The following is a 22,119-nucleotide window of genomic DNA, read 5'->3' as shown; positions in this document are numbered from 1 at the left end:
CCGTGGCCGTCCCCGACCATGTCCGCGATCCCTCGGAAATCTACCGGCAGTCCTTCGCGACCATTCGCGCCGAGGCGGATCTCGGCCGGTTTTCGGCGCCGCTGGCCGATGTCGTCATCCGGCTCATCCACGCCTGCGGCATGACCGACCTGGCAGGCGACATCGTCGCCTCCGCCGATCTGGTCGAGGCCGGCCGGGCGGCGCTGATGGCGGGGGCGCCGGTGATCTGCGATGTCGAGATGGTGCGTCACGGGGTGATCGCGCGGCTCATGCCGAAGGCCAATCCGGTCATCTGCCTGCTCGGTGATCCGCGCGTGGCCGATCTGGCGACGGCGAAGGCGACGACGCGGTCGGCCGCCCAGGTCGATCTCTGGAGCGAGCACATGGCCGGCGCGGTGATCGCCATCGGCAACGCGCCGACGGCCCTGTTCCGGCTCCTGGAACTCATCGACGCCGGCGCCCCGAGGCCGGCGGTCATTCTCGGCCTGCCGGTCGGTTTTGTCGGCGCCGCCGAATCCAAGGACGAACTGATCGCCAATCCGCGCGGCGTGTCGTATCTTGCCGTGCGCGGACGGCGCGGCGGCAGCGCCATGGCCTCGGCCGCGGTCAACGCGCTGGCGGCGGGGCTCGAAGGACATGGCTGACACTTCCTGGCTGACGATTCTCGGCATCGGCGACAACGGTCTCGACAGCCTGACGGCGGAGGCGCGCGCCCTGTTCGACGAAGCCGCGACCGTGATTGCGCCGCAGCGCGTTCTCGACGTCATCGATGCGGGCGAGCGCGAGGTGATCGCCTGGACCTTCGGCGTCAGCGAGACCATCGAACTGCTGCTGGCCCGCCGCGGCAAGCCCGTCACCATTCTCGCCACCGGCGACCCGATGCATTTCGGCATCGGCGCCACGCTCAGGCGCTATCTTGATGCCTCCGAAATGCGGGTGATCCCCAACCCCTCGGCGTTCTCGCTGGCGGCAAGCCGGCTCGGCTGGGCGCTGCAGGACGTGGCGCAGATCTCGCTGCACGGCCGCTCGGTGCATACGCTGGCAGCCCACATGCAGCCGGGCAACCGCATCGTCGCGCTGACATCAGCCGGACGCACCATCGGCGATGCGGCTGCAATCCTGGCTGCCGCCGGCTATGGTCCCTCGATCATGACCGTGCTCGAGCACATGGGCGGCGCGGCCGAGCGGATCCGGCGGATGACGGCGAGCGAGATCGTCGCCGGCAGAACCGACTTCGCCGCCTTCAACACGCTGGCCGTCGAGATGATTGCGAAGCACGGCGCGGCCCTCAATCCCCTGGTGCCGGGCCTGCCCGACGAGGCCTTCCTGCATGACGGTCAACTGACCAAGCGCGAGATCCGGGCCGCCACGCTCTCGCGGCTGGCGCCGTGCCCGGACGCGCTGCTCTGGGACATCGGCGCGGGCAGCGGCTCGATCGGCATCGAATGGATGCGGGCGGCGCGCAACGCGCGCGCCATCGCCATCGAGGGCACGGCGTCGCGGCGCGACATGATGGCCGACAATGCCAGGACGCTCGGCACCCCCGGTCTCGAGATCGTCGCCGGCCATGCGCCCGACGCGCTGGCCGGCCTTCCCGCGCCCGATGCGGTTTTCATCGGCGGCGGACTGACCGGCGAGGGGGTGTTCGAGGCGGCCTGGGCCGCACTGAAAGCCGGCGGTCGGCTGGTCGCCAATGCGGTGACGGTGGAGAGCGAGGCGCGCCTGTTCGCGCTGCAGGCCAGCCACGGCGGTGAGTTGATCCGCATGCAGGTCAGCCGCGCCGAACCGGTCGGCCGCTATCTCGGCTGGAAACCGATGATGCCGGTGACCTTGTGGTCGGTGACCAAGGGACACGAGGCATGACCGGCACCCTCTACGGCCTCGGGCTCGGTCCCGGCGATCCCGAACTCATGACCCTGAAGGCGGTGCGGATCCTGAAATCCGTCCCCGTGATCGCCTGGCCGGCGCCCGACACCGGACCGAGCTTCGCCCGCGAGATCGCGGCACCCCACCTGCCCGGCGGGCAGATCGAGGTGGCGATCGTCGTGCCGATGCGCACCGAGCGCTTCCCGGCGCAGGATGTCTATGACCGGGCGGCGGACGAGATCTCGGCCCATCTCGATGCCGGCCGCGACGTCGCCGTGCTCTGCGAGGGCGATCCGTTCTTCTATGGCTCCTTCATGTATCTGCATGAGCGGCTGGCGCACCGATATCCGACGCTCGTCGTGCCCGGCGTCTCCTCGATGATGGCGGCGGCGTCGGCCGCCGGGCGCCCGCTGGCGGCGCGCAACGACGTGCTCAGCGTGCTGCCCGGCCCCTTGTCCGACGCCGAGCTGACAAACCGAATCAACTCGGCCGGCGCTGTGGCGATCATCAAGATCGGCCGGCATTTCAAGCGCTTGCGGACGCTGATTGAAGATCTGAATCTGACGCCTCATGCAGTTTATGTGGAGCGCGTCTCGCTTGCCGCCCAGCGGCTGATGCCGCTTTCCGAGGTGCCCGACGACACGGCGCCGTATTTTTCGATGATCCTGATCTACAAGGGCGGGGAGGACTGGGTTGCGAACCTGCCTTCGCCGGGGAGCCAATTATGAGCCAGCAACCAGCCATTGTCATCCTGTCGGACAAAGCCCGGCCGTTGGCGGACATCATCGCCGCCGCGTTGGGCGGTTCCGTGCACGGGCTCTCGCGCCGCGTCGGCGTGGCCGATGTCCGCTTCGAGGACACCGGCGCCCATCTCGCGGAGCTGTTTGCCGCGGGCCGGCCGATCGTCGCGCTGATGGCGGCGGGGGCTGTCATCCGGCTGATCGCGCCGCACCTTTCCGACAAGACGGGCGAGCCGCCGGTGATCAGCGTCGCCGAAGATGGATCGGCGGTCGTGCCGCTCCTGGGCGGCCACCACGGCGCCAATGACATGGCGCGCAAGATCGCCGGATTGACCGGCGGCATGGCGGCGGTGACCACGGCGGGCGACGTGCGCTTCGGCATCGCGCTCGACGCCCCGCCGGAAGGATTTTCGCTCGCCAACCCGCAGGCCGCAAAGCAGGCGATGGCCGATCTGGTGGGCGGCGCTGCGGCCCGGCTCGAGGGCGAGGCGCCGTGGCTCAGCCAGGCCCGATTGCCGCTTTCCGATGAGGGCGCAGTCGTGCTGATGACGAGCGACCGCGATGTCGCGGCACCCGCAGATGGTCTGCTCTATCACCCGAAAACACTGGCGCTCGGCATCGGCTGCGAGCGCGGCTGCGACGCCGACGAGGCCTGGGACCTGGCGATGGAAACGTTGAAGGCCGCTGGCCTGTCTCCGGCCTCGGTCGGCGTCGTCGTCTCGCTCGACGTCAAGGCCGACGAGGCCGCCGTGCATGCGGTCGCCGAGCGCCTCGGCTGCCCGGCGCGGTTCTTCGATGCGGCGACGCTCGAGGCAGAGACGCCGCGGCTCGCCCATCCGTCCGATGTGGTCTTCGCCGAGGTCGGCTGCCACGGCGTCTCCGAGGGGGCCGCGCTCGCCGCTGTCGGCGCCTCGGGCGCACTGGTCCAAGCCAAGCGCAAGACCCGCCGTGCCACCTGCGCGATCGCGTGTGCCGCGCAGCCCTTCACTCCGACCCACCTGCCGGGTCGTGGGCGCGGCAAGCTCTATGTCGTCGGCATCGGCCCGGGTTCGGACGGCTGGCGCTCGCCGGAGGTTTCCGATCTGGTCCGCGCCTCCACCGATCTCGTCGGCTACTCGCTCTATCTCGACCTGCTCGGGCCGCTGGCCCGCGGCAAGACACGGCACGATTTCGACCTCGGCAAGGAAGAGGCGCGCGTCCGCCACGCCATGGAACTTGCCGGCGAGGGGCGTGACGTGGCGCTGGTCTGCTCGGGCGACGCCGGCATCTACGCCATGGCGACGCTGGTGTTCGAACTGCTCGACAAGGCCGAGGGCGAGGAGGGCCTGAGCGACGGCGCCAGGCGCATCGCGATCCAGTGCTCGCCCGGCATCTCGGCGCTGCAGGGCGCCGCTGCCCGCGCCGGCGCGCCGCTGGGGCACGATTTCTGCACCATCTCGCTCTCCGACCTGCTCACCCCCTGGGAAGACATTCAGCGGCGGCTGAAGGCGGCCGCCGAGGGCGACTTCGTCATCGCCTTCTACAATCCGGTGTCGATGAAGCGCCGCACCCAGCTGGCTTACGCCCGCGACCGGCTGCTCGAGCACCGTCCCGCCGACACGCCGGTGATTCTCGCCACCAATCTCGGCCGCCCCGGCGAACTCGTCCGGGTGGTGCCGCTGGGCTCGCTCGATGTCGACGATGTCGACATGCTGACCGTCGTCATCGTCGGCTCGTCCAACACCACCACCGTGCGCACCGGCGACGGCCGCCAGTGGGTCTACACGCCGCGCGGCTACGCCCGCAAACAGGGCAGCGCCATGACACGCCAGGGGTCAGGCCAGGCAATCGCAGGAGCAGCAGAATGACCGTCTATTTCATCGGCGCCGGACCGGGCGCGGCCGACCTCATCACCGTGCGCGGGCTCAAGCTGATCCAGCGCTGCCCGGTGTGCCTGTTCGCCGGTTCGCTGGTGCCGGAGGAAACGGTGAAGGCCGCCCCCGAGGGCGCGCGGGTGCTCGACACGGCGCCGCTCAATCTCGAACAGATCATCGCCGAGATGGAAAAGGCGCACGCGCTCGGCCAGGACGTGGCGCGGGTGCATTCCGGCGATCCCTCGATCTACGGTGCCGTGGCCGAGCAGATGCGCCGGCTCGATGCACTCGGCATCGACTACGAAGTCGTGCCCGGCGTGCCGGCCTTCGCCGGCGTGGCCGCGAAGCTCGCCACCGAACTGACGCTGCCGGAAATCGCCCAGACGGTGATCATCACCCGCACCGGCATGAAGGCCTCGTCGATGCCGGAATTCGAACAGCTGGAAATTTTGGGCCAGTCGCGGGCGACGCTCGCCATCCACCTGTCGATCCGCAATCTCGATTATGTCCGCCGCGCGCTCGAGCCGTTCTACGGCGCTGACTGCCCGGTAGTTATCGCCTACCGCGCGACCTGGCCGGACGAGCTCTACATCCGCACCACGCTCGAGGGCATGAAAGAGGAGGTGCGCAAGAACAAGATCACCCGTACCGCGCTGATCATGGTCGGCAAGGTGTTCGGCGAAAACAAGTTCCGCGACAGCGATCTCTACAATTCCGACTATTCGCACGTGCTCAGGAATGTCGGGAAAAAGAAGAAGGCCAAGGCGGAGGTTTGAGGGGAAGCCCGCAGAGGCGCCTCAGCCGGAGACCGGCCTGAATGTAATCTGGCCGGGGCCACCATCCTTCGCTCTTGATGTGGCTACGATCTCAACGTCCTGGTCAAAGGCGGTCAGGAAGCCGATCAGCCGCTCCACCGAGTATTCGCGGAAATGGCCCTTGAACAGGCGCGAAACCTCCGGCTGGCTGATGCCCATGCGGGCGCCGGTCCGGGCCTGGGTCAGCTTCGCTTCCTGCGTGAGCCGATACAGCTCCGCAACGATCTGCGCCTTGAGGAAATGGCTTTCCGCGTCGGGCAACTCCAGCTCGGCAAAGATGTTGGGATTGCCGGCGTGAACTTCGTTGTTATCAGTGCTCATCCCTTCGGATCCTCTTTGATACGGCTCTTATAGTCGGCTTCCGCCACCTGGGCACGGCGTCGGGTCAGATCGAGATCTGTCTTTTGCGTTTGACGGCCGCGTTTGGATTCTTTCTTGAAACAGTGAAGCACGTAGATCGCTGTCTCGAAGTTCACGGTGTAGACGGACCGGAACGTGTCGCCGTCAAAATCGCCGACCAGTTCCACGACGCCGGCACCCACGCCCTTCAGCACCTTGGCGGAGGGCGGGTGATGACCTGTCTGCGGTAGAAACAACTCGAAGCCGAGCCTTCCTGTACTTTTGGTGGAAAGGCAGCGTAGTCCTTTCTGCTTGAGCCAATCCAAAGCTGCGGCCGTGGAGGGCGCGATAACCGGTCCATTCCTGCATTATGAGTAAACACTCATCGCAAGTCAGTGTCCGCGCCCCCTCACTTCGGCGGAATGAACGCCTGGCTGTTTTCCTTGAACACGTCCATCGCCTCCAGCCGCGCGCAGTGGGCGCGGATGGCGGGGTATTCGCCGGCGCCGACCACGTCGGGCAGCGCCTCGGTCAGGTGCCGGAAGGCGCAGGCGACCGCGATGTCGGCGTGGCCGATGGCGTCGCCAAACCAGTAATCGCCGTCCGCCTCCGCTCGCGAGCTCTCCAGCGCGGCCAGCGCGCCGTGGATCTGCATGGTGAGCCGCGCCATCAGGCTGGTCGAGGGCTGCTGATGCATGTGGATCTCGTAGAACAGCGCCACCGCCTTGTCGGCGACGCCGGTGGCGAGCGCCGCCACCTTCATGGCGCGGTGGCGCTCCGGCTCCGCGGCCGGAAACATCGCCTTGCCGGCGGGCGCCAGCCGGTCGAGAAAATCGATGATCGAATGGCTGTCGATCAGCACCTCGCCATCGTCGAGCACCAGCGTCGGCACCCGCACCAGCGGATTGACCTTGCGCAGCCGGTCTGCGTCCGAGAACACCGACCACGGCCGGTGCTCGAAGGCGATGCCGTAGAGTTTCATCGCGATGGCGATGCGGCGGGTGAACGAGGAATCATACTGGCCGATGAGAATCATGCTGCGGCTCCGGTGGGGCGAGGGCGGCGCGATGCTCGCCCAGCTTGAGCGGCTTGGCAAGGCAGCCGCTCAGTCGCGTCCGACCATGATCACCGGCAGTTCCAGGCGGCGCGCCGCCTCGATCTTGGCGTAGGCGCCGGCGCCGCCGGAGTTGCGGCAGACGATGTGGGTGATGGCGTGTGCATGGAGCAGGGCCGATTCCGCCTCGACGGTCGCGCCCGGACGCCCCAGAACGAGGGAGTGGTCGGGCAGGGCGGGCGGCGTCTCCGGAGCGTCCACCATGCGGATGACGAAATGCACGTCGGCGCGGCTTGCGAAGACCTCGATGTGCTGCGAGCCGAGCGCCAGCAGCACGCGGGCGCCGGATGGAATGGTATCACGGGCGGCTCCCAGGGTGGCGACTTCGGTCCAGAGGTCGCCCGGGCGCTTCGGCCAGGGTTCCCGCGAGCGCACCTCCAGCGGCACACCCGTCATCTCCGACGCGATGACGGCGTTGCGGCTGATCTGCGTGGCGAAGGGATGGGTGGCGTCGATCAGCCTTGTGACGCGGTTGTCGCGGATCCATTGCGCCAGGCCCGCCGCGCCACCGAAGCCGCCGCTGCGCACCTCGCCCGCAACCGGTACCGGCTGCCTGGTCCGCCCGGCCAGCGAGGTGACGATGCGGGCGCCGGGCAGGGCGGCCACCATCTCTCCCGCCAGACTTGCCGCCTCGCTGGTGCCGCCGAGAATGAGGATGGTGTCAGCTGGCATGGGCGATGATGGTCCCGGAGCGGTCCGTGACGATGACATCGACCTCGACGTGAGCGCCGCGCAACGTGTCGAGTGCCACAAGACGCGCCTGCCGGGCCACGACCGTCGCGATGTCGACGCCGTTTTGCCGTGCAAGTTCAAACACTTCGAGCGCGGTGTTGGCGGCGAGAATCGGCTGGCTCAGAGACTGATTCAAGGTGAGCCTGGCCACCTCGTCGGCGAGCCACCGCATGTCGACCTGGCTGCGGCCGGAATGCAGGTCGAGCGCGCCCTGGGCGAGCTTGGTCAGCTTGGCGAAGCCGCCGGCCATCGTCAGTCTCGGTACCGGATGGACGCGAAGATATTTGAGCAGGCCGCCGGCGAAGTCGCCCATGTCGAGACATGCGATGTCGGGCAGGCTGTAAAAATCCTGCGCGGCTTTCTCCGAGGTCGAGCCGGTGGCGCCGAGCACATGCGCCAGCCCCTCGGCGCGGGCGACATCGATGCCGCGGTGGATCGAGTGGATCCAGGCCGAGCAGGAGAACGGATGCACGATGCCGGTGGTGCCGAGGATGGACAGGCCGCCGAGGATGCCGAGCCGCGGGTTCCAGGTCTGCCGGGCGATGTCCTCGCCGTCGGGGATCGAGATCTCCACCGCGATGTCGGCGGCGCGGCCATGGACGGCGCAGAGGCTCTCGATCACGTCGCGCATCATGGCGCGCGGCACCGGATTGATCGCCGCCTCGCCGACGGCCACCGGCAGGCCGTTGAGCGTCACGGTGCCGACGCCTTCGCCGGCCTTGAAGATGATGCCGCTGCCCGAGGGTCCCGTCCGCACGCTCACCATGATCGTGGCGCCGTGGGTGACGTCGGGGTCGTCGCCGGCGTCCTTGACGATCGCAGCCATCGCCTGGCCGCCACCCAGTGCCTCGCGCGCCAGCGGAAACGACGGCGTCTCGCCGCGCGGCAGGGTGATGCTGACCGGGTCGGGGAAACGGCCGGTGAACAATGCGGTCAGCGCGGCCTTGGTCGCGGCTGTGGCGCAGGCGCCGGTGGTCCAGCCGCGGCGCAGTTCGCCTTCGGGTTTTTCCACGCGGGTGGTGTTTTCTGCGCCGTCCATGTCGCTAATCGGTGTCCCGGTGTGTGTGTTGCCGTTATAGTGCTCCTGGAGTACAGGCGTAAATCCGCAATTGCGAACGGAAATTCGATGAGTGACTGGCAGGCGGGATTGCCCGGCATGAAGCCCGGGGAGGTGTGGCTGGTGGGAGCGGGGCCCGGCGATCCGGGCCTGCTGACGCTGCACGCCGCCAACGCGCTTATGCAGGCCGACGCGATCGTCCACGATGCGCTGGTCAATGTCGACTGCCTGCGCTTTGCCCGTCCCGGCGTGCTGATCGAGCATGCCGGAAAGCGCGGGGGCAAGCCCTCGCCAAAGCAGCGCGACATTTCGCTCAGGCTGGTGGAGCTGGCGCGCGCCGGACATCGCGTCCTGCGGCTCAAGGGCGGCGATCCCTTCGTCTTCGGCCGCGGCGGCGAGGAGGCGCTGACGCTCGTTGAACACCACATTCCCTTTCGCGTCGTGCCCGGCATCACCGCAGGCATCGGCGGGCTCGCCTATGCCGGCATTCCGGTCACCCACCGCGACACCAATCACACCGTGACTTTCCTCACCGGCCATGACGCATCCGGCCTGGTCCCTGACCGCATCGACTGGGACGGCGTGGCGCGTGGCTCGAAGGTGATCGTGATGTACATGGCGATGAAGCACATCGCCTCGATCACTGCACGGCTGATCGAGGCCGGTCGCTCGCGCGACGAACCGATGGCCTTCGTCACAGATGCCAGCACCGACCACCAGCAGGTGCTGGAGACGACGCTTGGCCGCGCAACCGATGACCTCGCCGCCTCCGGGCTGGAGCCCCCGGCCATTGTCGTGGTGGGCGAGGTGGTGCGCCTGCGCGCAGCGCTTGATTGGGCCGGTGCCGCCGCCGGACGGGTGCTGACCGCCGATCCTCTCGGCATTCGCGCCGCCGGCCGGAAGGATTCCGCATGAGGGGTCTGGTCATTGCCGCGCCGCAATCGGGCTCGGGCAAGACAACCTTCACGCTGGGTCTGCTCAGGGCGCTCCGGCGCCGTGGTGCGGCGCTCGCCCCCGGCAAGGCCGGCCCCGACTACATCGACCCGGCCTTCCATTCGGCCGCCAGCGGCGCGGACTGCCTGAACTATGATCCCTGGTCCATGCGCGAGGACCTGCTGCGCGCCAATGCGTCGCTCGCCACCCAGGGCGATCGGCTCCTGGTGATCGAGGCGATGATGGGCCTGTTTGACGCTGCCGCCAGCGGCAGGGGATCGGCGGCCGATCTCGCCGAAATGCTCGGCCTGCCGGTGGTGCTGGTGATCGATTGCGCCCGCATGTCCCACTCCGTGGCGGCGCTCGCGCGGGGTTTCATCGGCTTCTCCCCCAATGTCATGGTCGAAGGCGTCATTCTCAATCGCGTCGCCAGCCCGCGGCACGAGATGATGCTGCGCGACGCCCTGGCGAACGCGCGGGTAAAGGTCTTCGGCGCTTTGCCGCGCGACGAGGGTCTGACGCTGCCCGAGCGGCATCTCGGCCTGGTGCAGGCTGGCGAGAATGCCGATCTGGAAGCCCATGTCGAGCATGCCGCCGATCTGATCGACCGGCATGTCGATGTGGAAAGCCTGGAAAAGATGGCGGGACGTGTGGTGCCTTCGACCGCGCTGGCCAACATCCTTCGGCTTCCGCCGCCGGGGCAGAAGATTGCCGTCGCCCGCGATATCGCCTTCGCCTTCTGCTACGAGCACATGCTTCTGGGCTGGGCGCGGCGCGGGGCCGAGATCTTGTTCTTCTCGCCGCTCGCCGACGAGGGCCCGGCGACCGATTGTGACGCGGTGCTCTTGCCGGGCGGCTATCCCGAGCTGCATGCGGGGCGGCTTGCCGCCGCCGGCGGGTTCCGCGCCGGCATGGAGGCGGCCATTGCCCGCGGCGTCAGCGTCTATGGCGAGTGCGGCGGCTTCATGGTGCTGGGCGAGGGGCTGGTGGATGCCGAGGGCGTGCGTCACCGCATGCTCGGGGCGCTGCCGCTGGAGACCAGCTACGCCACCCGCGTCAGGCATCTGGGTTACCGCAAGCTCAAGCCGAAAGCGGGGTTCTTCTGGGACATGCCGATGCGCGCGCATGAATTCCATTATTCGACGATTGTCCGGGAGGGCGCGGCCGAGCGGTTGTTCGAGGTCGCGGACGCCCAGGACAACGATCTGGGCGAAGCCGGTCTGAGGTGCGGCGCCGTGTCGGGTTCCTTCATCCACGTGATCGACCGGGCGGACTGAGCGTCGTGGCCACTGACCCGAAACCGATCGCCCATGGCGGCGCGCTGGCGGACGCCATGGCCCGCCACGGTGGCGCCGCCGCCGACTGGCTCGACCTGTCGACCGGTGTCAGCCCGTTTTCGCTTGAACTGCCGGCCATGGATACCGACGTCTGGCGGCGGCTGCCGGACCCGGCAACGGTGCGCGAGATGGCGGCGGCGGCGCGGGCCTATTATCGTGGCGGCCAGCTGCCGGTTCCCACGCCGGGAAGCCAGGCGGCCATCCAGCTGCTGCCGCGGCTGGCACCGTCCGGCCTCACACGGCGCGTGGCGATCCTGTCGCCGACCTATGGCGAGTACGAACTGGCCTTCCGTCGCGCCGGCTTCGACATCGCCGCCGCGACCATGCTCGACGCCGCGCTCGATGCCGATGTCGCGGTGCTCGCCAATCCCAACAATCCCGATGGACGGCGCTTCGACCGGGCCACGCTGACTGCTTTCGCCGAAGCCCGCGCGGGACGGCTCACCGTCGTCGACGAGGCCTTCGCGGACATGCACCCGGACCTGTCCATCGCCGACCTGGCAGGGCATCTCCCCGGGCTGGTGGTGCTGCGCTCCTTCGGCAAGTTCTTCGGCATGGCCGGCATCAGGCTGGGCTTCGCCTTCGCCGATCGGGAGATCTCGGCCGCGCTCGAAGCCGGGCTTGGTCCCTGGGCGGTGTCGGGTCCGGCGCTGGCGGTGGCGGGGCAGGCCTTCTCGCGGCCCGATCTGGTTGACGGGCTCAAGGCGCGGATCTCGACCGCCCACGCCCTGACGCTCGCGGCCATCGCGCAGGCCGGGCTGGAGCTTGCCGGCGAGACGGCGCTGTTCGCGCTGGTGGGCTATCGCGGCGCCGCGCGACTGCGCGACCGGCTGGCTGCCGACCATGTGCTCACCCGCGCCTTCGATCACTCGCCCGACCGGCTGCGGATCGGGCTTGTCGCCGATCCGGAGCAAGCCGCCCGGCTTTCCGCGACGCTTCGAAAGGCTGCCGCGGAGGGGCCCGCGTGATCCGGCTTCTGGTGCTGCTGGCGGCGCTCATGCTCGACCGCCTCGTCGGCGATCCCGACTGGCTGTGGCGGCGCCTGCCGCATCCGGTCGTCTGGTTCGGCGCCGCTATCGGCCTTGCCGACCGGCATCTCAACCGCGAGGACGACAGCCCTGCGAAACGCCGGATGAAGGGGCGGGTGGCCATTGCCGCGCTGCTGCTGCTCGCGGTCGCTGCCGGCCTGCTCGTCCATTTCCTGCTCTTCCGGCTGGGGCCTCTGGGTTGGCTGCTCGAGGCGGTCATTGTCGCCGTGCTGCTGGCACAGAAGAGCCTGGCGGACCATGTGGCGGCGGTGCCGGCCGCGCTGAGGACGGGCGGGATAGAGGCCGGCCGCAAGGCGGTGTCGATGATCGTCGGCCGCGATCCCGATACGCTCGATCACCCGGCAGTCGGCCGCGCGGCGCTGGAAAGCCTGGCAGAGAATTTCTCCGACGGCATCGTCGCCCCCGTGGTCTGGTACGCCATTGCCGGCCTGCCGGGGCTGTTGGCCTACAAGATGCTCAACACCGCCGATTCGATGATCGGCCATCTCAACGACCGCTACCGGGATTTCGGCCGCGCGGCCGCGCTGCTCGATGATGTCGCCAACCTGCCGGCCTCGCGCCTTTCGGCCGCGCTGATTGCCTGCGGCGCCGCCGTCTCGGTGTCGGCCTTCGCCGGCCGCCGAGCGCTCGTCACGGCTTTCCGGGACGCCGGCCTGCACCGCTCGCCGAATGCCGGATGGCCGGAAGCGGCGATGGCGGGAGCGCTCGGCGTGGCGCTGGCCGGGCCGCGTTTTTATGGCGGCGTGAAGGTGGTGGAGCCGAGCCTGAACGGCAGCGGACGGCTCGAGGTCGGCACGGCCGACATCGACAGAGGCCTCCGGATCTATGGCCATGCCTGCACAGCGCTTTCTCTATTAGTATTTTCTGCTCTTTTGATTTCAGTTTTTATCTAGTTGAATCAATCTCCTAATCCCATCGGTCGAATTTGATGCCTGAATTTAACTTTATTTGATCGTCCTCCGGTTATAGTGTCTCCACGGGGCAGAAAACAGAACTCAGGCAACAACGTGGAGAGTAACATGAGAAGCTTTGTTTTGGCGGGGGCACTGGCGCTTGGACTATTGCCGATTTTAGGCGCACCAACCTTGGCCGCCAACCTGGTGGCAAAGATCGATATCTCGACCCAGACAATGGTCGTCAGCCACAACGGGGCGGTCAAGTATCGCTGGAAAGTCTCGACGGGCAGGTCCGGCTACGGAACTCCCTCAGGCTCCTGGTCAGCCAAATGGCTGTCGAAGAACCACCGCTCGCGCAAGTACAACAATGCGCCGATGCCCTATGCCGTCTTTTTCAACGGCGGCTATGCGGTGCACGGCACCAACGATCTCAAGCGGCTCGGCCGCCCGGCCTCGCACGGATGCGTCAGGCTCGACCCCAGGAACGCCGCCGTCTTCTTCTCGATGGTGCAGAAGACCGGCAATGCCAACACGCGGATCGTCATTTCCCGCTGAGCGGCATGCTTCGCTGCAGCCACAAGGCCCGGCAACCGCGAGGTTCCGGGCTTTGTGCTGTCAGCCGCGCCGCACCTTGCGCTTGATGTTCCATCGGTCGTGAAACCATTGCCACTGGCCGGGATGTTCCCGCACCCAGGCTTCGACCTTGTCGTTGAGCATCTGCGCGGTGGCCGTCACGTCGACGCTGCCGTCGGCGGTGCGGGGGACGGGCATTGCGGGCTCGAATTCGAGCCGGAAGCGCCCGCCCGGCAGCCGGATGCAGCGGGCGGGAAACACCTCGCAATCGAACTGCCGGGCCAGCTTGGCCAGCAGCGGGTTGGTCTTGACCGGCAGGTCGAAGAAGGTCGTCACCGCACCCTTGTGGAACTTCTGGTCCACCAGCATGCCGACGCCGCCGCCGCTGTCGAGCTTGCGGGCAAGCGCGATGGCCGCGCCGGCGCGGGATGGAACCAGATGGCCCATGCTGGTGCGACGCGCCGAGAGCACGCGTCCGGCGATGTAGGGATTGTTGGGCGGGCGGAACAGCGCCGTCACATCCAGGTCGAACGTCGCGGCGGCGATGGGCAGCAGTTCGAAATTCCCGGTGTGGGCGGTGAAGACGATGAAGGGGCGCGGATTGTCCCGCAGGTCATTGAAGATGTCGGCGCCCGCCACCTCGACCCGGCCCGGCACGGAGGCGGTCGGATCGACATCGAACAACTGGTCGAGAAAGACGTATTCGGCGGCCAACCGTGCCATGTTGCCCCACATCTCGACGGCAATCTGTTCGCGCTCGGCCTCCGACTTCCCGGGAAAGGCCCGGGCCAGATTGGTCCGCGCCAGCCGGTGGCGGGAGGTCCAGGGGCCGATGCGGCGGGCGGCGCGATCGACGAAATTGATCGCCGGCTCCATCGGAAACAGGGAGACCAGCCAGAGCAGCGCGAAGACCACCATGGCAATGGTCCAGTCCCGCGCCCGACGGACGGCGAGCACCCAGCGGGTGACCTGCATGCGCTGCGTCTGTTTCATCGGCCCCGGCCTCAATCCATCCGGAGGATGATCTTGCCGAAGACCTCGCGGCCTTCCATGCGGGCCAGCGCCTTGTCGATCTCATCGAATCCGACTTCGGTGTCGATGACCGGGTGCACAAGGCCCGCCGCCATCTTCTGCATGGCATTGGCCATGTTCTCCATCCGACAGCCGAAGGAGCCGATCAGGCGCAACTGCTGCTGGAACAGCATCATCAGGTTCATCTGGGTGGAGACGCCCGAGGTCGAGCCGCAGGTGACGAGCCGGCCGCCCCGGCGCATGCACAGCATGGAGCCGGCCCAGGTGTCGGCGCCGACATGCTCGAACACCACGTCAACGCCGCGCTTTTTCGTGAGCTTGCGGACAATGCCTTCAAACCGGTCGACCCGGTAGTTGATGACATGGTCGGCGCCCAGCGCCTTCGCCGGCTCGATCTTTTCGTCGGAGCCGACGGTTGTGATCACGGTGCAGCCCATCTTCTTGGCCAGCTGGATCGCCGCCGAGCCGATGCCCGAGCCGCCCGCATGGATCAGGATGGTTTCGCCCGGTTCCAATTTGGCGTTGTCGAACAGCATGTGCTCGACCGTGCCGAAGGTGACCGGCGCCACCGCGGCAGCCACCGCGTCAACTCCGGGAGGGGCGGGGACCAGCAGGCGTGCGGGCAGGTTGGCCTTTTCCTGGGCAAAGCCGTCGAGGTGAAAGCCGTGCACGCCGCTCACATGTTCGCAGAGATTGTCGCGGCCTTCGCGGCACGGACGGCACAGGCCGCAGGTGCGGGCGCCATAGATCGACACCAGCTGGCCGGGCAGCAATCCGGAGACACCCTGGCCGACTGTTTCCACAACGCCGGAAGCCTCGGCGCCGATGGTCAGCGGCAGCTTGCGCTTGGCGAAAGCCATGCCGCGCCAGCCCCAGACATCGATGTGGTTGAGCGCCACGGCCTTGATGGAGACCGTGACTTCGCCGATGCCCGGCGGCGGCGGCGGGGCGACGTCGACGGCTTCGAGCTTGCGGTCGGCGATGAGCTGCAAGGCGCGCATGATACATTCCTTCGTCCGGAGCATTCTGGCTGGGCGGCTATGCCCAAGTGCTCCAATTTGGTGTCCTGCCGCAAAGCCCCGGGACGAAACGATCGGCTTCGCCGGCAAGGCGGAAATGCGGCGGACGCATCATGGCCGCCGCTTGCGATGTCGGATTAAGCGGGTTCGGCTGTCATGACAAGGCATGCGTTCTGTCCACCGAAACCGAAGGAGTTCGACAGCACGCTGGTGACCGCCTTGTCGCGCTTGACGTTGGGGACTGCGTCGAGCGGGATCGCCGGATCCGGATTGTCATAATTGATGGTCGGCGGCAGCACGCCGGTGATCATGGTCTGCAGCGAGAACACCGCTTCCACGGCGCCTGCTGCCGTGAGCGTGTGGCCGATCATCGACTTGTTGGACGACACCGGCACATTCGGCATGCGTTCGCCGAACACGGTCGAGAGCGCCTGGTATTCCATCTTGTCGTTCTCCGGCGTCGAGGTGCCGTGGGCATTGATGTAGCCGATGGACTCTTCGGAAAGACCGGCATCCGCCAGGGCCGCGTGGATGGTGGCGATCGCAGGGCCGCCGTCGGGCGAGGAGCGGGTGCGGTGGAAATGGTCGGCCTTTTCGCCGCATCCGGTGAGAATGCCGAGCACGCGGGCGCCGCGGGCAAGCGCGGCCTCCAGCGATTCCAGCACCAGCGTGGCAGCACCCTCGGCGATGACGAAACCGTCGCGGTCCTTGGTGAATGGCTTGGATGCCTTCTCCGGCTGGTCGTTGTGGGTCGACAGCGCCGACAGGAGCGAGAAGCGGATCAGCGCCTCGGCGCTCACCGAGCCGTCGGTGGCCACCGTCAGCGCACGTTCGGTGCGGCCCTGTCGGATGGCTTCGACCCCGAGCTGGATGGCGGTGGCGCCCGAGGCGCATGCGGTCGACAGCGTCACCGGCAGGCCGCGGGTGCCGAAGCGGTCGGCAAGCCGCTCGGAGATCGAGCCGAACTGGATCGCCTCGTAGAATTGCGGGTCGGGCCTGGCATGCAGGACTGCAAGGAACTGCTGATAGGCATTGCCGCGCCGCTGGTCCTGGGGCACCCGGTCGGAGAGGTCGAAGCGTGCCGACCATTCCGGCTCGATCGGCGGGGCTGCGAGAAACAGCGGACCGCCGAAGTCGCCGGACAGGCCTGCCTGCGTCAACGCCTCGAGCGTCGTTTCGCGGGCGAAGGCATAGGAGCGTTCGACGGAATTGGGCACCGGGACATCGATGAAATCGACAGTTCCCGAAATCCGCGTCGAGAGCTTCTCGGTGGGAAAGCGGGTGATGGTGTGGATGCCGGAGCGGCCGGAGGTCAGCGCCGCCCAGTTGTCGGACAAGCCCTGGCCGAGCGAGGTGACGACGCCCATGCCGGTGACGGCGACGATCGGCCGGCCCAGATGGTCCCTGTAGGCGGATTTGGTCATGGCGTTTCTCCCTATGACCGCAAGGCTGAAAGCCGGGCGAGGCCTTCGCCGCGCTGATGGCCGACAGTGGTGACGAGGGCGGTTGCGGGGGCCGCGTTCATCGGGGCGTTCGTGCCATCGGTGAACGGACAGACGGCTCCGTCCTGGGCGATTGCCAGGCTTGCCAGGGCCATGCCGATGGGGAACTGCGCCTCGATGCAGTGGCCGAGCAGTGCCGCCTGGCTGCACGTCGACGCCTCCGGGAAGCGGCCGGCAAGAAAATCCCGCTCCCGCGCCGAGAGGCCGGGTATGCCGGTGGCGCCGGAGACAATCAGTGTGCCGGCGCCGGTCGCGCCGGGAGCAACCTGATCGGCAAGGTCGGCCATCCGCTGTTCCAGGCGATCCGCCTCGCGGCTGCCGCGGTCACCTATCACCGAATCGAGACGGGCGTAGATGGTGGCGCCGCGAGCCTCAGCATGCTCGAGCGATTCGAGCACCAGAAAAGCCGAACCGGTGCCGAGATTGATGCCGCCGGTTTCCTCGGTGCGCGACCAGAACGGCCGGGTTTCGCCGCTCTGCAACAGGCCCATCGCATCGACGACGAGCAGGATGTCAAAGCGCTCGGAAATGAAGGCCCCGCCGACAAGGCAATGGGTCGACTGGCCGGCGGCGATGCGGGCGTGCGCGGTCTCGAAGGCGGAGACGCCTGCGCCTTCCTCGCCCATGAAGGTGCGCGAGGATCCGGTGACCTTGTGGACGATGGAGATGTTGCCGGCGAGCAGGTTGGACAACTGGGCCAGAAAGAGCGTCGGTCTCAGCTCCGTGGTCAGCTTCTCGTTGAGCAGGACTTCGCGGTCGTTGCGCGACCGCGCTTCCTCGACGATCAGCGTATCGACGGTGACATCGCGCTCGCCGCCTCCGGCAGCCACGATCATGTCCATGCTGGCGCAGCGCTCGGCGTCGTCCTTGAGGCCGGCGTCGTCAAGCGCCAGGCCGGCCGTGAAGACGCCAAGCCGCTGCCAGTTTTCCATCTGCCGCTGGTCGCCGCGGCGCGGGATCTGCTGGGACCAGTCGATCTCGGGAAGCGGGTGGATGGTATAGGGCGCGAACTGTTCGCTGTCGGTGACGGGCGCGGGCGCCTGGCTTGCGCTCAGCACTGCCTGGTGAGCGGCGCGGCCGACCCCCAGCGAGGTGACGATGCCGACGCCGGTGACAACCACCTGGTGGCCTGGCTGGTTCATTGTCCGTCTCCTGAATTTTGCGGTACGGCGGCGGTCCCGGAAGCCGGCTTGGAAGCCGCAATGGCGTCCATCAGACCCACATCAACCGCGCGCTGCCTGACGATGGCCGCCAGCTCGGTCTGCTCGAAGGGCACCGTGCGGAACTTGAGCTGGCAGTCTGCCACCTTCCTGCCGCCCGAAGTGATGGTCGCCTTGGTGACCGCGTAGCCCGAGCCTTCATGCTCCAGCCGCGCGGTGATGTCGAGGGCCGTGCCGGGATTGACGAAGTCGCGCATCTTGGCGCCATCGACCATCATCAGAAACGGCATCGCCGAAAAGCCTGTCATTGCCATGACCAGAAAGCCGCTGGCCTGGGCCATGGTCTCGATCAGCAGCACGCCCGGAACCAGCGGCGTGCCGGGAAAGTGGCCTTCGAACACCGGGCTCGCATCCGGAACCAGGCTCTTGGCGCTCAGATGTCCGGTGCCGAGATCAACTGCCTCGACCCGGTCTATCATCTGGAAATATTCAAGCAGCATGAGCGGAGCACAGCCGGACCCGTCAGCCCTTGGCGGCCCTCAGTTCATCGATCTTGGCGCACAGATTGCCGAGAACGAAGTACTCTTCGGTGGAGGCCTTGCCGTCATTGACTTCCTGCGTCCACTGCTCGAGCGGAATCTTGATGCCGAATTCCTTGTCGATGGCAAAGACGATGTCGAGAAAGTCGAGGCTGTCGATGCCCAGATCGTCGATGGTGTGGCTTTCGGTCGTGATGGTGTCGCGATCAATTTCGCTGGTTTCAGCGATGATGTCGGCGACCTTGTCGAATGTTGCGGTCACGCGTTTTACCCCGTTGGATGACATATTGGCGGAAGCTATAGAAAAATCCGCGGCAAAAGCCAATGGGTTCATTTGCCATGGGAGCGCAGCCGGAAGTGCCGGCTATCCATGGTGGTGGATCAGACGGAAGCCGAATGACGCGCCGTGCCAAGACCGAAGTAGCTGTCGAAGGCCGACGCGACCGAGCGCACGAAGGGCCTCCCCTTGTCGGTGACCTGGAACAGGCCCCCGGACATCTCGATCATGCCGTCGGTATCGGACCGCGCCAGATATTCGGCCTCATCGAGAACGGATTCGGCCGCGCCGCCGAACTCGTGCCTGACGGTGGCAAAATCGAAGGCGAAGTCGCACATCAGCAGTTCGATCACCCGCCGGCGAATCCGGTCTTCGGCGGAAAGCTCGAAGCCCCGCACCGTGGCGAGATCGCCGGATTTGACCCGCCGCTGGTATTCTCCGGTTGAGGGCTGGTTCTGCACATAGCCTTGCGGCAACTGGCCGATGGACGACGCGCCCAATCCTATGAGCACCTCTGCCGTGTCGCTGGTGTAGCCCTGGAAATTGCGGCGCATGTGGCCTGAGGCTGCGGCAATGGCCAGGCTGTCGGCGGGCAGCGCGAAATGATCGATGCCGATGGCGGTATAGCCCGCTGCCGTAATCAGTGAGGCGCCGCGATTCATCTGGGCGAAGCGTTCGGTGACGTCCGGCAGCACGCTCTCGTCGATCATCTTCTGGTGCGTCTTCATCCACGGCACATGGGCATAGCCGAAAAGCGCGATGCGGTCCGGCGCCAGCGACAGGACCTGCGCGATGGTCCGTTCGACCGTCTGCCTGGTCTGGTGCGGCAGCCCGTAGAGGACGTCGCAATTGATCGAGCGGACGCCGCGCGCGCGGACCTGGTCGACGACTTCCCGGGTCTGCTCGAAAGTCTGCTCGCGGTTGATGGCTTTCTGGACCTGCTCGTCAAAGTCCTGGACGCCGATGGAGGCGCGGGTCATGCCGATGGCCGCAAGCGCGTCATAGCGGCCGGCGTCAAGATCGTTGGGATCCATTTCGACGCTGATTTCCGCATCGGCGGCAAAGTCGAAGCTGCGACGCAGGCTGGAGTTGAGCGCCATTATGTCTCCGGGCTTCAGCATCGAGGGCGAGCCGCCGCCCAGATGCAGCGCGGTAACCTTGCAGCCCGGATCGATCAGGCCGGCGACGGTGGAGATTTCATGTTCAAGCGCAGCGAGATAGGTCTCGAGCGGGTCATATTTCAAAGTCTGCCTGGTGTTGCAGCCGCAGAACCAGCAGAGCCGGTCGCAATAGGGAATGTGAACATAGAGCGACAGCGTCTGCCCCGGTGCAAGCTTTCCCAGCCAGCCGGCATAGACATCGCCGTTGACACCGGAGTGAAAGTGCGGTGCGGTCGGATAGCTGGTGTAACGCGGCGCCGGTCCGGCATGGCGGCTGACGAAGTCTTTTTGCATGGACGTGTCTCTCGATTGTCGTGCGAGAGTGCAGGGGAAAGCCGGACCGGTCCTTGATGTCGATCAAGCGGCCCGAAGTTCGATGTTTCCCCCTTTCGCCGGATCGCCGCAGCCTTGTTCCCGGCACTATTTGGGGATTGGGCTTTGAATTGCGGCGCTGTAAGGTCCGGCGCAAGCGAGGTGATGATGGACACGCGCAAGGACATCCACAATTCCGAGGTGCCGCTCCTGTGCAGGGCGTGCGAAGCCCGGCACCGCGGCGTTTGCGGCGCGCTGCGTCCCGAGCAGCTCATCGAGTTGAGCAAGCATTCGACGCGAAAGCGGGTCGGCTCCGCGTCCGAGCTCTACGGGGAGAGCCGTCAGGGCAGCACCTATTCCAACATCATCGCCGGCGTCGTCAAGCTCACCAAGATGATGGCCGACGGGCGCCAGCAGATTGTCGGGCTGCAATTTGCTCCGGATTTTCTCGGCCGCCCGTTCCGGGCCGAAAGCAACCTCACCGCCGAAGCGGCGACCGAGGTCAGTGTCTGTTCCTTCCCCAAATCCGTCATCGACCGGATGATCGGCGAGACGCCGGAGCTCGAGCACCGACTGCTGCAGCAGACGTTGAAGGAGCTTGATGAGGCGCGCGACTGGATGCTGACGCTGGGGCGCAAGACGGCCTCGGAGAAGGTGGCGAGTTTTCTGCTGCTCATTGCAACCCATGTGGATCCGGAGTCTGAACTCGACTCCGCCGAGTTCGAACTTCCGCTCACCCGGTCGGACATTGCCGACTTTCTGGGTCTCACCATCGAGACCGTCAGCAGGCAGCTGACCCGGTTGCGCAAGGACGGTGTCATCGTCATCAACAACAATCGGTGCGTGATCGTGCCGAATCTGGATATGCTTGCCCAGCGGGCCGCGATCTGATTTACGGATGATCAGTGACAGTATAGACTGTCTGGTATTCGGCTGGTGGAATTCTTGAGCCTGTTGATTTGGACTGATGTGAATACAAGATTTGCGAGGCGAACCGGGGCGAATATGCTGAGCCAGCTCATATCGCAATTCGATGAACTCTGCCAGACACTGTCGGATGCGGTCCGCCGCGGCGATGAAGACAGGGTGGCCGAAGCGGATGACCGCATCCTGCCGCTGATGCGCCGGATATTCCTGATGCGGGCGCCGGATCGGTCTGAAATCGGCCGGCAGGTGGATTTCTTCGCGAACCTGGCGGTGAGGAATTGCGACGACGAGGCCAGCGTCCGCCGCTACACGCGGATGATGGCCCAATTGACGGAGCGCTATCTCGATGCCGTATCCGGGTCCGCCGGGATCGAGTTTCTTTCACGCATGCAAGACAGTCCCGCGCGTGTCGGCCACGATGCTTCACTGCACGAGATCATCCTCGATTCGATGCCCGAGCGGGTCGCGCTGGTCGGGCGGGATTACCGCTACATCTACACAAATGTCCGCAACGCGGAGTTCCACGGTTTGCGGCCGGCCGATTTCATCGGCCGTCATCTGCGCGATTTCATCGGAGACAGACGCTTCAGGTCGCGCGCCAAGGGCAAGCTCGACAGCTGTTTCGAGGGCAATGCCCTGCGCTACCACTACACGGTTGCCGACGGCGAAGGACAGATGCAGGACGTGGACTGCCGGATGAGGCCGCTGCGCGGCGGGGACAGCGAGATCCTCGGCGGCCTGATCGTGCTCGAGATGCAGCCCGTCTTCGCCGGCGCCTGAGATCCGGTTGCTTCGGGGCGCCCGGCCATCCGCCCGACAAGCTTTCACCGCCGGGGATCCTGTGCCGGCTTCCTGCCGCAGGCCGGCCGTTCGGTTGCCTGGAACAG

Annotated in this window: 24 protein-coding genes; 12 read left to right on the top strand and 12 right to left on the bottom strand. The window is 66.7% G+C overall.

Features of this window, described 5'->3' with window-relative positions; translation table 11 throughout:
• Window positions 1-2: 2 nt before the first annotated feature.
• From DFR52_RS16685 to cobM, 5 genes are read left to right on the top strand one after another with little or no spacing between them, the layout of a single operon-like run.
• Complete coding sequence (locus tag DFR52_RS16685) at window positions 3-644, top strand: precorrin-8X methylmutase (RefSeq protein ID WP_110033134.1); 642 nt, start codon at window positions 3-5, stop codon at window positions 642-644.
• On the top strand, window positions 637-1,863 hold the full coding sequence (gene cbiE, locus DFR52_RS16680) for a precorrin-6y C5,15-methyltransferase (decarboxylating) subunit CbiE (protein ID WP_110033133.1): 1,227 nt from the start codon (window positions 637-639) through the stop codon (window positions 1,861-1,863). Before DFR52_RS16685 ends, cbiE begins: the two co-directional genes overlap by 8 nt.
• The gene (gene cobI / locus DFR52_RS16675) at window positions 1,860-2,594 is read left to right on the top strand and encodes a precorrin-2 C(20)-methyltransferase (protein WP_110033132.1); all 735 of its coding nucleotides are present in this window, start codon (window positions 1,860-1,862) and stop codon (window positions 2,592-2,594) included. Before cbiE ends, cobI begins: the two co-directional genes overlap by 4 nt.
• Window positions 2,591-4,453 (top strand): precorrin-3B C(17)-methyltransferase, encoded by a 1,863-nt coding sequence (gene cobJ / locus DFR52_RS16670; protein WP_110033131.1) that lies wholly within the window; start codon window positions 2,591-2,593, stop codon window positions 4,451-4,453. The genes cobI and cobJ overlap by 4 nt, the downstream gene beginning before the upstream one ends.
• Complete coding sequence (gene cobM / locus DFR52_RS16665) at window positions 4,450-5,235, top strand: precorrin-4 C(11)-methyltransferase (protein WP_110033130.1); 786 nt, start codon at window positions 4,450-4,452, stop codon at window positions 5,233-5,235. The genes cobJ and cobM overlap by 4 nt, the downstream gene beginning before the upstream one ends.
• 21 nt (window positions 5,236-5,256) lie before the next feature.
• Here the strand turns inward: cobM and DFR52_RS16660 are convergent, their stop codons facing one another.
• The 5 genes from DFR52_RS16660 to DFR52_RS16640 all read right to left on the bottom strand — a co-directional run bounded on the left by DFR52_RS16660 (window position 5,257) and on the right by DFR52_RS16640 (window position 8,498).
• A complete protein-coding gene (locus tag DFR52_RS16660; RefSeq protein ID WP_110033129.1) occupies window positions 5,257-5,595 on the bottom strand; it encodes a helix-turn-helix domain-containing protein in 339 nt (112 codons plus the stop codon).
• A complete protein-coding gene (locus DFR52_RS16655) occupies window positions 5,592-5,939 on the bottom strand; it encodes a type II toxin-antitoxin system RelE/ParE family toxin (protein ID WP_245415380.1) in 348 nt (115 codons plus the stop codon). The genes DFR52_RS16660 and DFR52_RS16655 overlap by 4 nt, the downstream gene beginning before the upstream one ends.
• A gap of 83 nt (window positions 5,940-6,022) precedes the next feature.
• Entirely contained in the window at window positions 6,023-6,649 is a 627-nt protein-coding gene (locus DFR52_RS16650) for a glutathione S-transferase family protein (RefSeq protein WP_110033128.1), read from the bottom strand.
• Window positions 6,650-6,718: 69 nt separating this feature from the next.
• Window positions 6,719-7,399 carry a cobalt-precorrin-6A reductase gene (locus DFR52_RS16645; RefSeq protein WP_110033127.1) on the bottom strand — a complete coding sequence of 227 codons (681 nt, stop codon included), beginning with the start codon at window positions 7,397-7,399 and terminating at the stop codon, window positions 6,719-6,721.
• A complete protein-coding gene (locus DFR52_RS16640; RefSeq protein ID WP_110033126.1) occupies window positions 7,389-8,498 on the bottom strand; it encodes a cobalt-precorrin-5B (C(1))-methyltransferase in 1,110 nt (369 codons plus the stop codon). The genes DFR52_RS16645 and DFR52_RS16640 overlap by 11 nt, the downstream gene beginning before the upstream one ends.
• A gap of 87 nt (window positions 8,499-8,585) precedes the next feature.
• On the opposite strand from DFR52_RS16640, the gene cobA reads away from it, so the two are divergent.
• The 5 genes from cobA (at window position 8,586) to DFR52_RS16615 (ending at window position 13,286) form a co-directional block, all read left to right on the top strand.
• On the top strand, window positions 8,586-9,431 hold the full coding sequence (gene cobA, locus DFR52_RS16635) for a uroporphyrinogen-III C-methyltransferase (RefSeq protein ID WP_110033125.1): 846 nt from the start codon (window positions 8,586-8,588) through the stop codon (window positions 9,429-9,431).
• Window positions 9,428-10,726, top strand: coding sequence for a cobyrinic acid a,c-diamide synthase CobB (locus DFR52_RS16630; RefSeq protein WP_110033124.1), 1,299 nt, complete (start codon window positions 9,428-9,430; stop codon window positions 10,724-10,726). The genes cobA and DFR52_RS16630 overlap by 4 nt, the downstream gene beginning before the upstream one ends.
• Before the next feature lie 5 nt (window positions 10,727-10,731).
• On the top strand, window positions 10,732-11,754 hold the full coding sequence (gene cobD, locus DFR52_RS16625; protein WP_245415379.1) for a threonine-phosphate decarboxylase CobD: 1,023 nt from the start codon (window positions 10,732-10,734) through the stop codon (window positions 11,752-11,754).
• Complete coding sequence (gene cbiB, locus DFR52_RS16620; RefSeq protein WP_110033123.1) at window positions 11,751-12,728, top strand: adenosylcobinamide-phosphate synthase CbiB; 978 nt, start codon at window positions 11,751-11,753, stop codon at window positions 12,726-12,728. Before cobD ends, cbiB begins: the two co-directional genes overlap by 4 nt.
• Before the next feature lie 126 nt (window positions 12,729-12,854).
• Complete coding sequence (locus tag DFR52_RS16615; RefSeq protein WP_110033122.1) at window positions 12,855-13,286, top strand: L,D-transpeptidase; 432 nt, start codon at window positions 12,855-12,857, stop codon at window positions 13,284-13,286.
• Between the two features lie 60 nt (window positions 13,287-13,346).
• Here the strand turns inward: DFR52_RS16615 and DFR52_RS16610 are convergent, their stop codons facing one another.
• The 7 genes from DFR52_RS16610 to hemN all read right to left on the bottom strand — a co-directional run bounded on the left by DFR52_RS16610 (window position 13,347) and on the right by hemN (window position 20,287).
• Window positions 13,347-14,279 carry a lipid A biosynthesis lauroyl acyltransferase gene (locus tag DFR52_RS16610; RefSeq protein ID WP_110033121.1) on the bottom strand — a complete coding sequence of 311 codons (933 nt, stop codon included), beginning with the start codon at window positions 14,277-14,279 and terminating at the stop codon, window positions 13,347-13,349.
• A gap of 29 nt (window positions 14,280-14,308) precedes the next feature.
• On the bottom strand, window positions 14,309-15,337 hold the full coding sequence (locus DFR52_RS16605; RefSeq protein WP_110033120.1) for a zinc-binding dehydrogenase: 1,029 nt from the start codon (window positions 15,335-15,337) through the stop codon (window positions 14,309-14,311).
• Window positions 15,338-15,492: 155 nt separating this feature from the next.
• Window positions 15,493-16,779: a beta-ketoacyl-ACP synthase gene (locus DFR52_RS16600; RefSeq protein ID WP_110033119.1), complete on the bottom strand. Its 1,287-nt coding sequence runs from the start codon at window positions 16,777-16,779 to the stop codon at window positions 15,493-15,495.
• 11 nt (window positions 16,780-16,790) lie between these two features.
• Window positions 16,791-17,999: a beta-ketoacyl-ACP synthase gene (locus DFR52_RS16595; protein WP_110033118.1), complete on the bottom strand. Its 1,209-nt coding sequence runs from the start codon at window positions 17,997-17,999 to the stop codon at window positions 16,791-16,793.
• Entirely contained in the window at window positions 17,996-18,517 is a 522-nt protein-coding gene (locus tag DFR52_RS16590) for an ApeI family dehydratase (protein ID WP_110033117.1), read from the bottom strand. Before DFR52_RS16590 ends, DFR52_RS16595 begins: the two co-directional genes overlap by 4 nt.
• Window positions 18,518-18,539: 22 nt before the next feature.
• Window positions 18,540-18,818, bottom strand: coding sequence for an acyl carrier protein (locus DFR52_RS16585; protein WP_170132296.1), 279 nt, complete (start codon window positions 18,816-18,818; stop codon window positions 18,540-18,542).
• Window positions 18,819-18,937: 119 nt separating this feature from the next.
• Window positions 18,938-20,287 carry an oxygen-independent coproporphyrinogen III oxidase gene (gene hemN / locus DFR52_RS16580; protein WP_110033115.1) on the bottom strand — a complete coding sequence of 450 codons (1,350 nt, stop codon included), beginning with the start codon at window positions 20,285-20,287 and terminating at the stop codon, window positions 18,938-18,940.
• A gap of 186 nt (window positions 20,288-20,473) precedes the next feature.
• Between hemN and DFR52_RS16575 the strand changes: the two genes are divergently transcribed.
• Both DFR52_RS16575 and DFR52_RS16570 read left to right on the top strand, forming a co-directional pair.
• Entirely contained in the window at window positions 20,474-21,196 is a 723-nt protein-coding gene (locus DFR52_RS16575; protein WP_110033425.1) for a Crp/Fnr family transcriptional regulator, read from the top strand.
• Window positions 21,197-21,310: 114 nt separating this feature from the next.
• Window positions 21,311-22,012: a PAS domain-containing protein gene (locus DFR52_RS16570; protein WP_110033114.1), complete on the top strand. Its 702-nt coding sequence runs from the start codon at window positions 21,311-21,313 to the stop codon at window positions 22,010-22,012.
• The last annotated feature ends 107 nt before the right edge of the window (window positions 22,013-22,119 follow it).

The sequence above is a fragment of the Hoeflea marina genome, assembly GCF_003182275.1.
GTDB lineage: Bacteria > Pseudomonadota > Alphaproteobacteria > Rhizobiales > Rhizobiaceae > Hoeflea > Hoeflea marina.
This window is presented reverse-complemented; position numbering and strand designations above follow the sequence as displayed.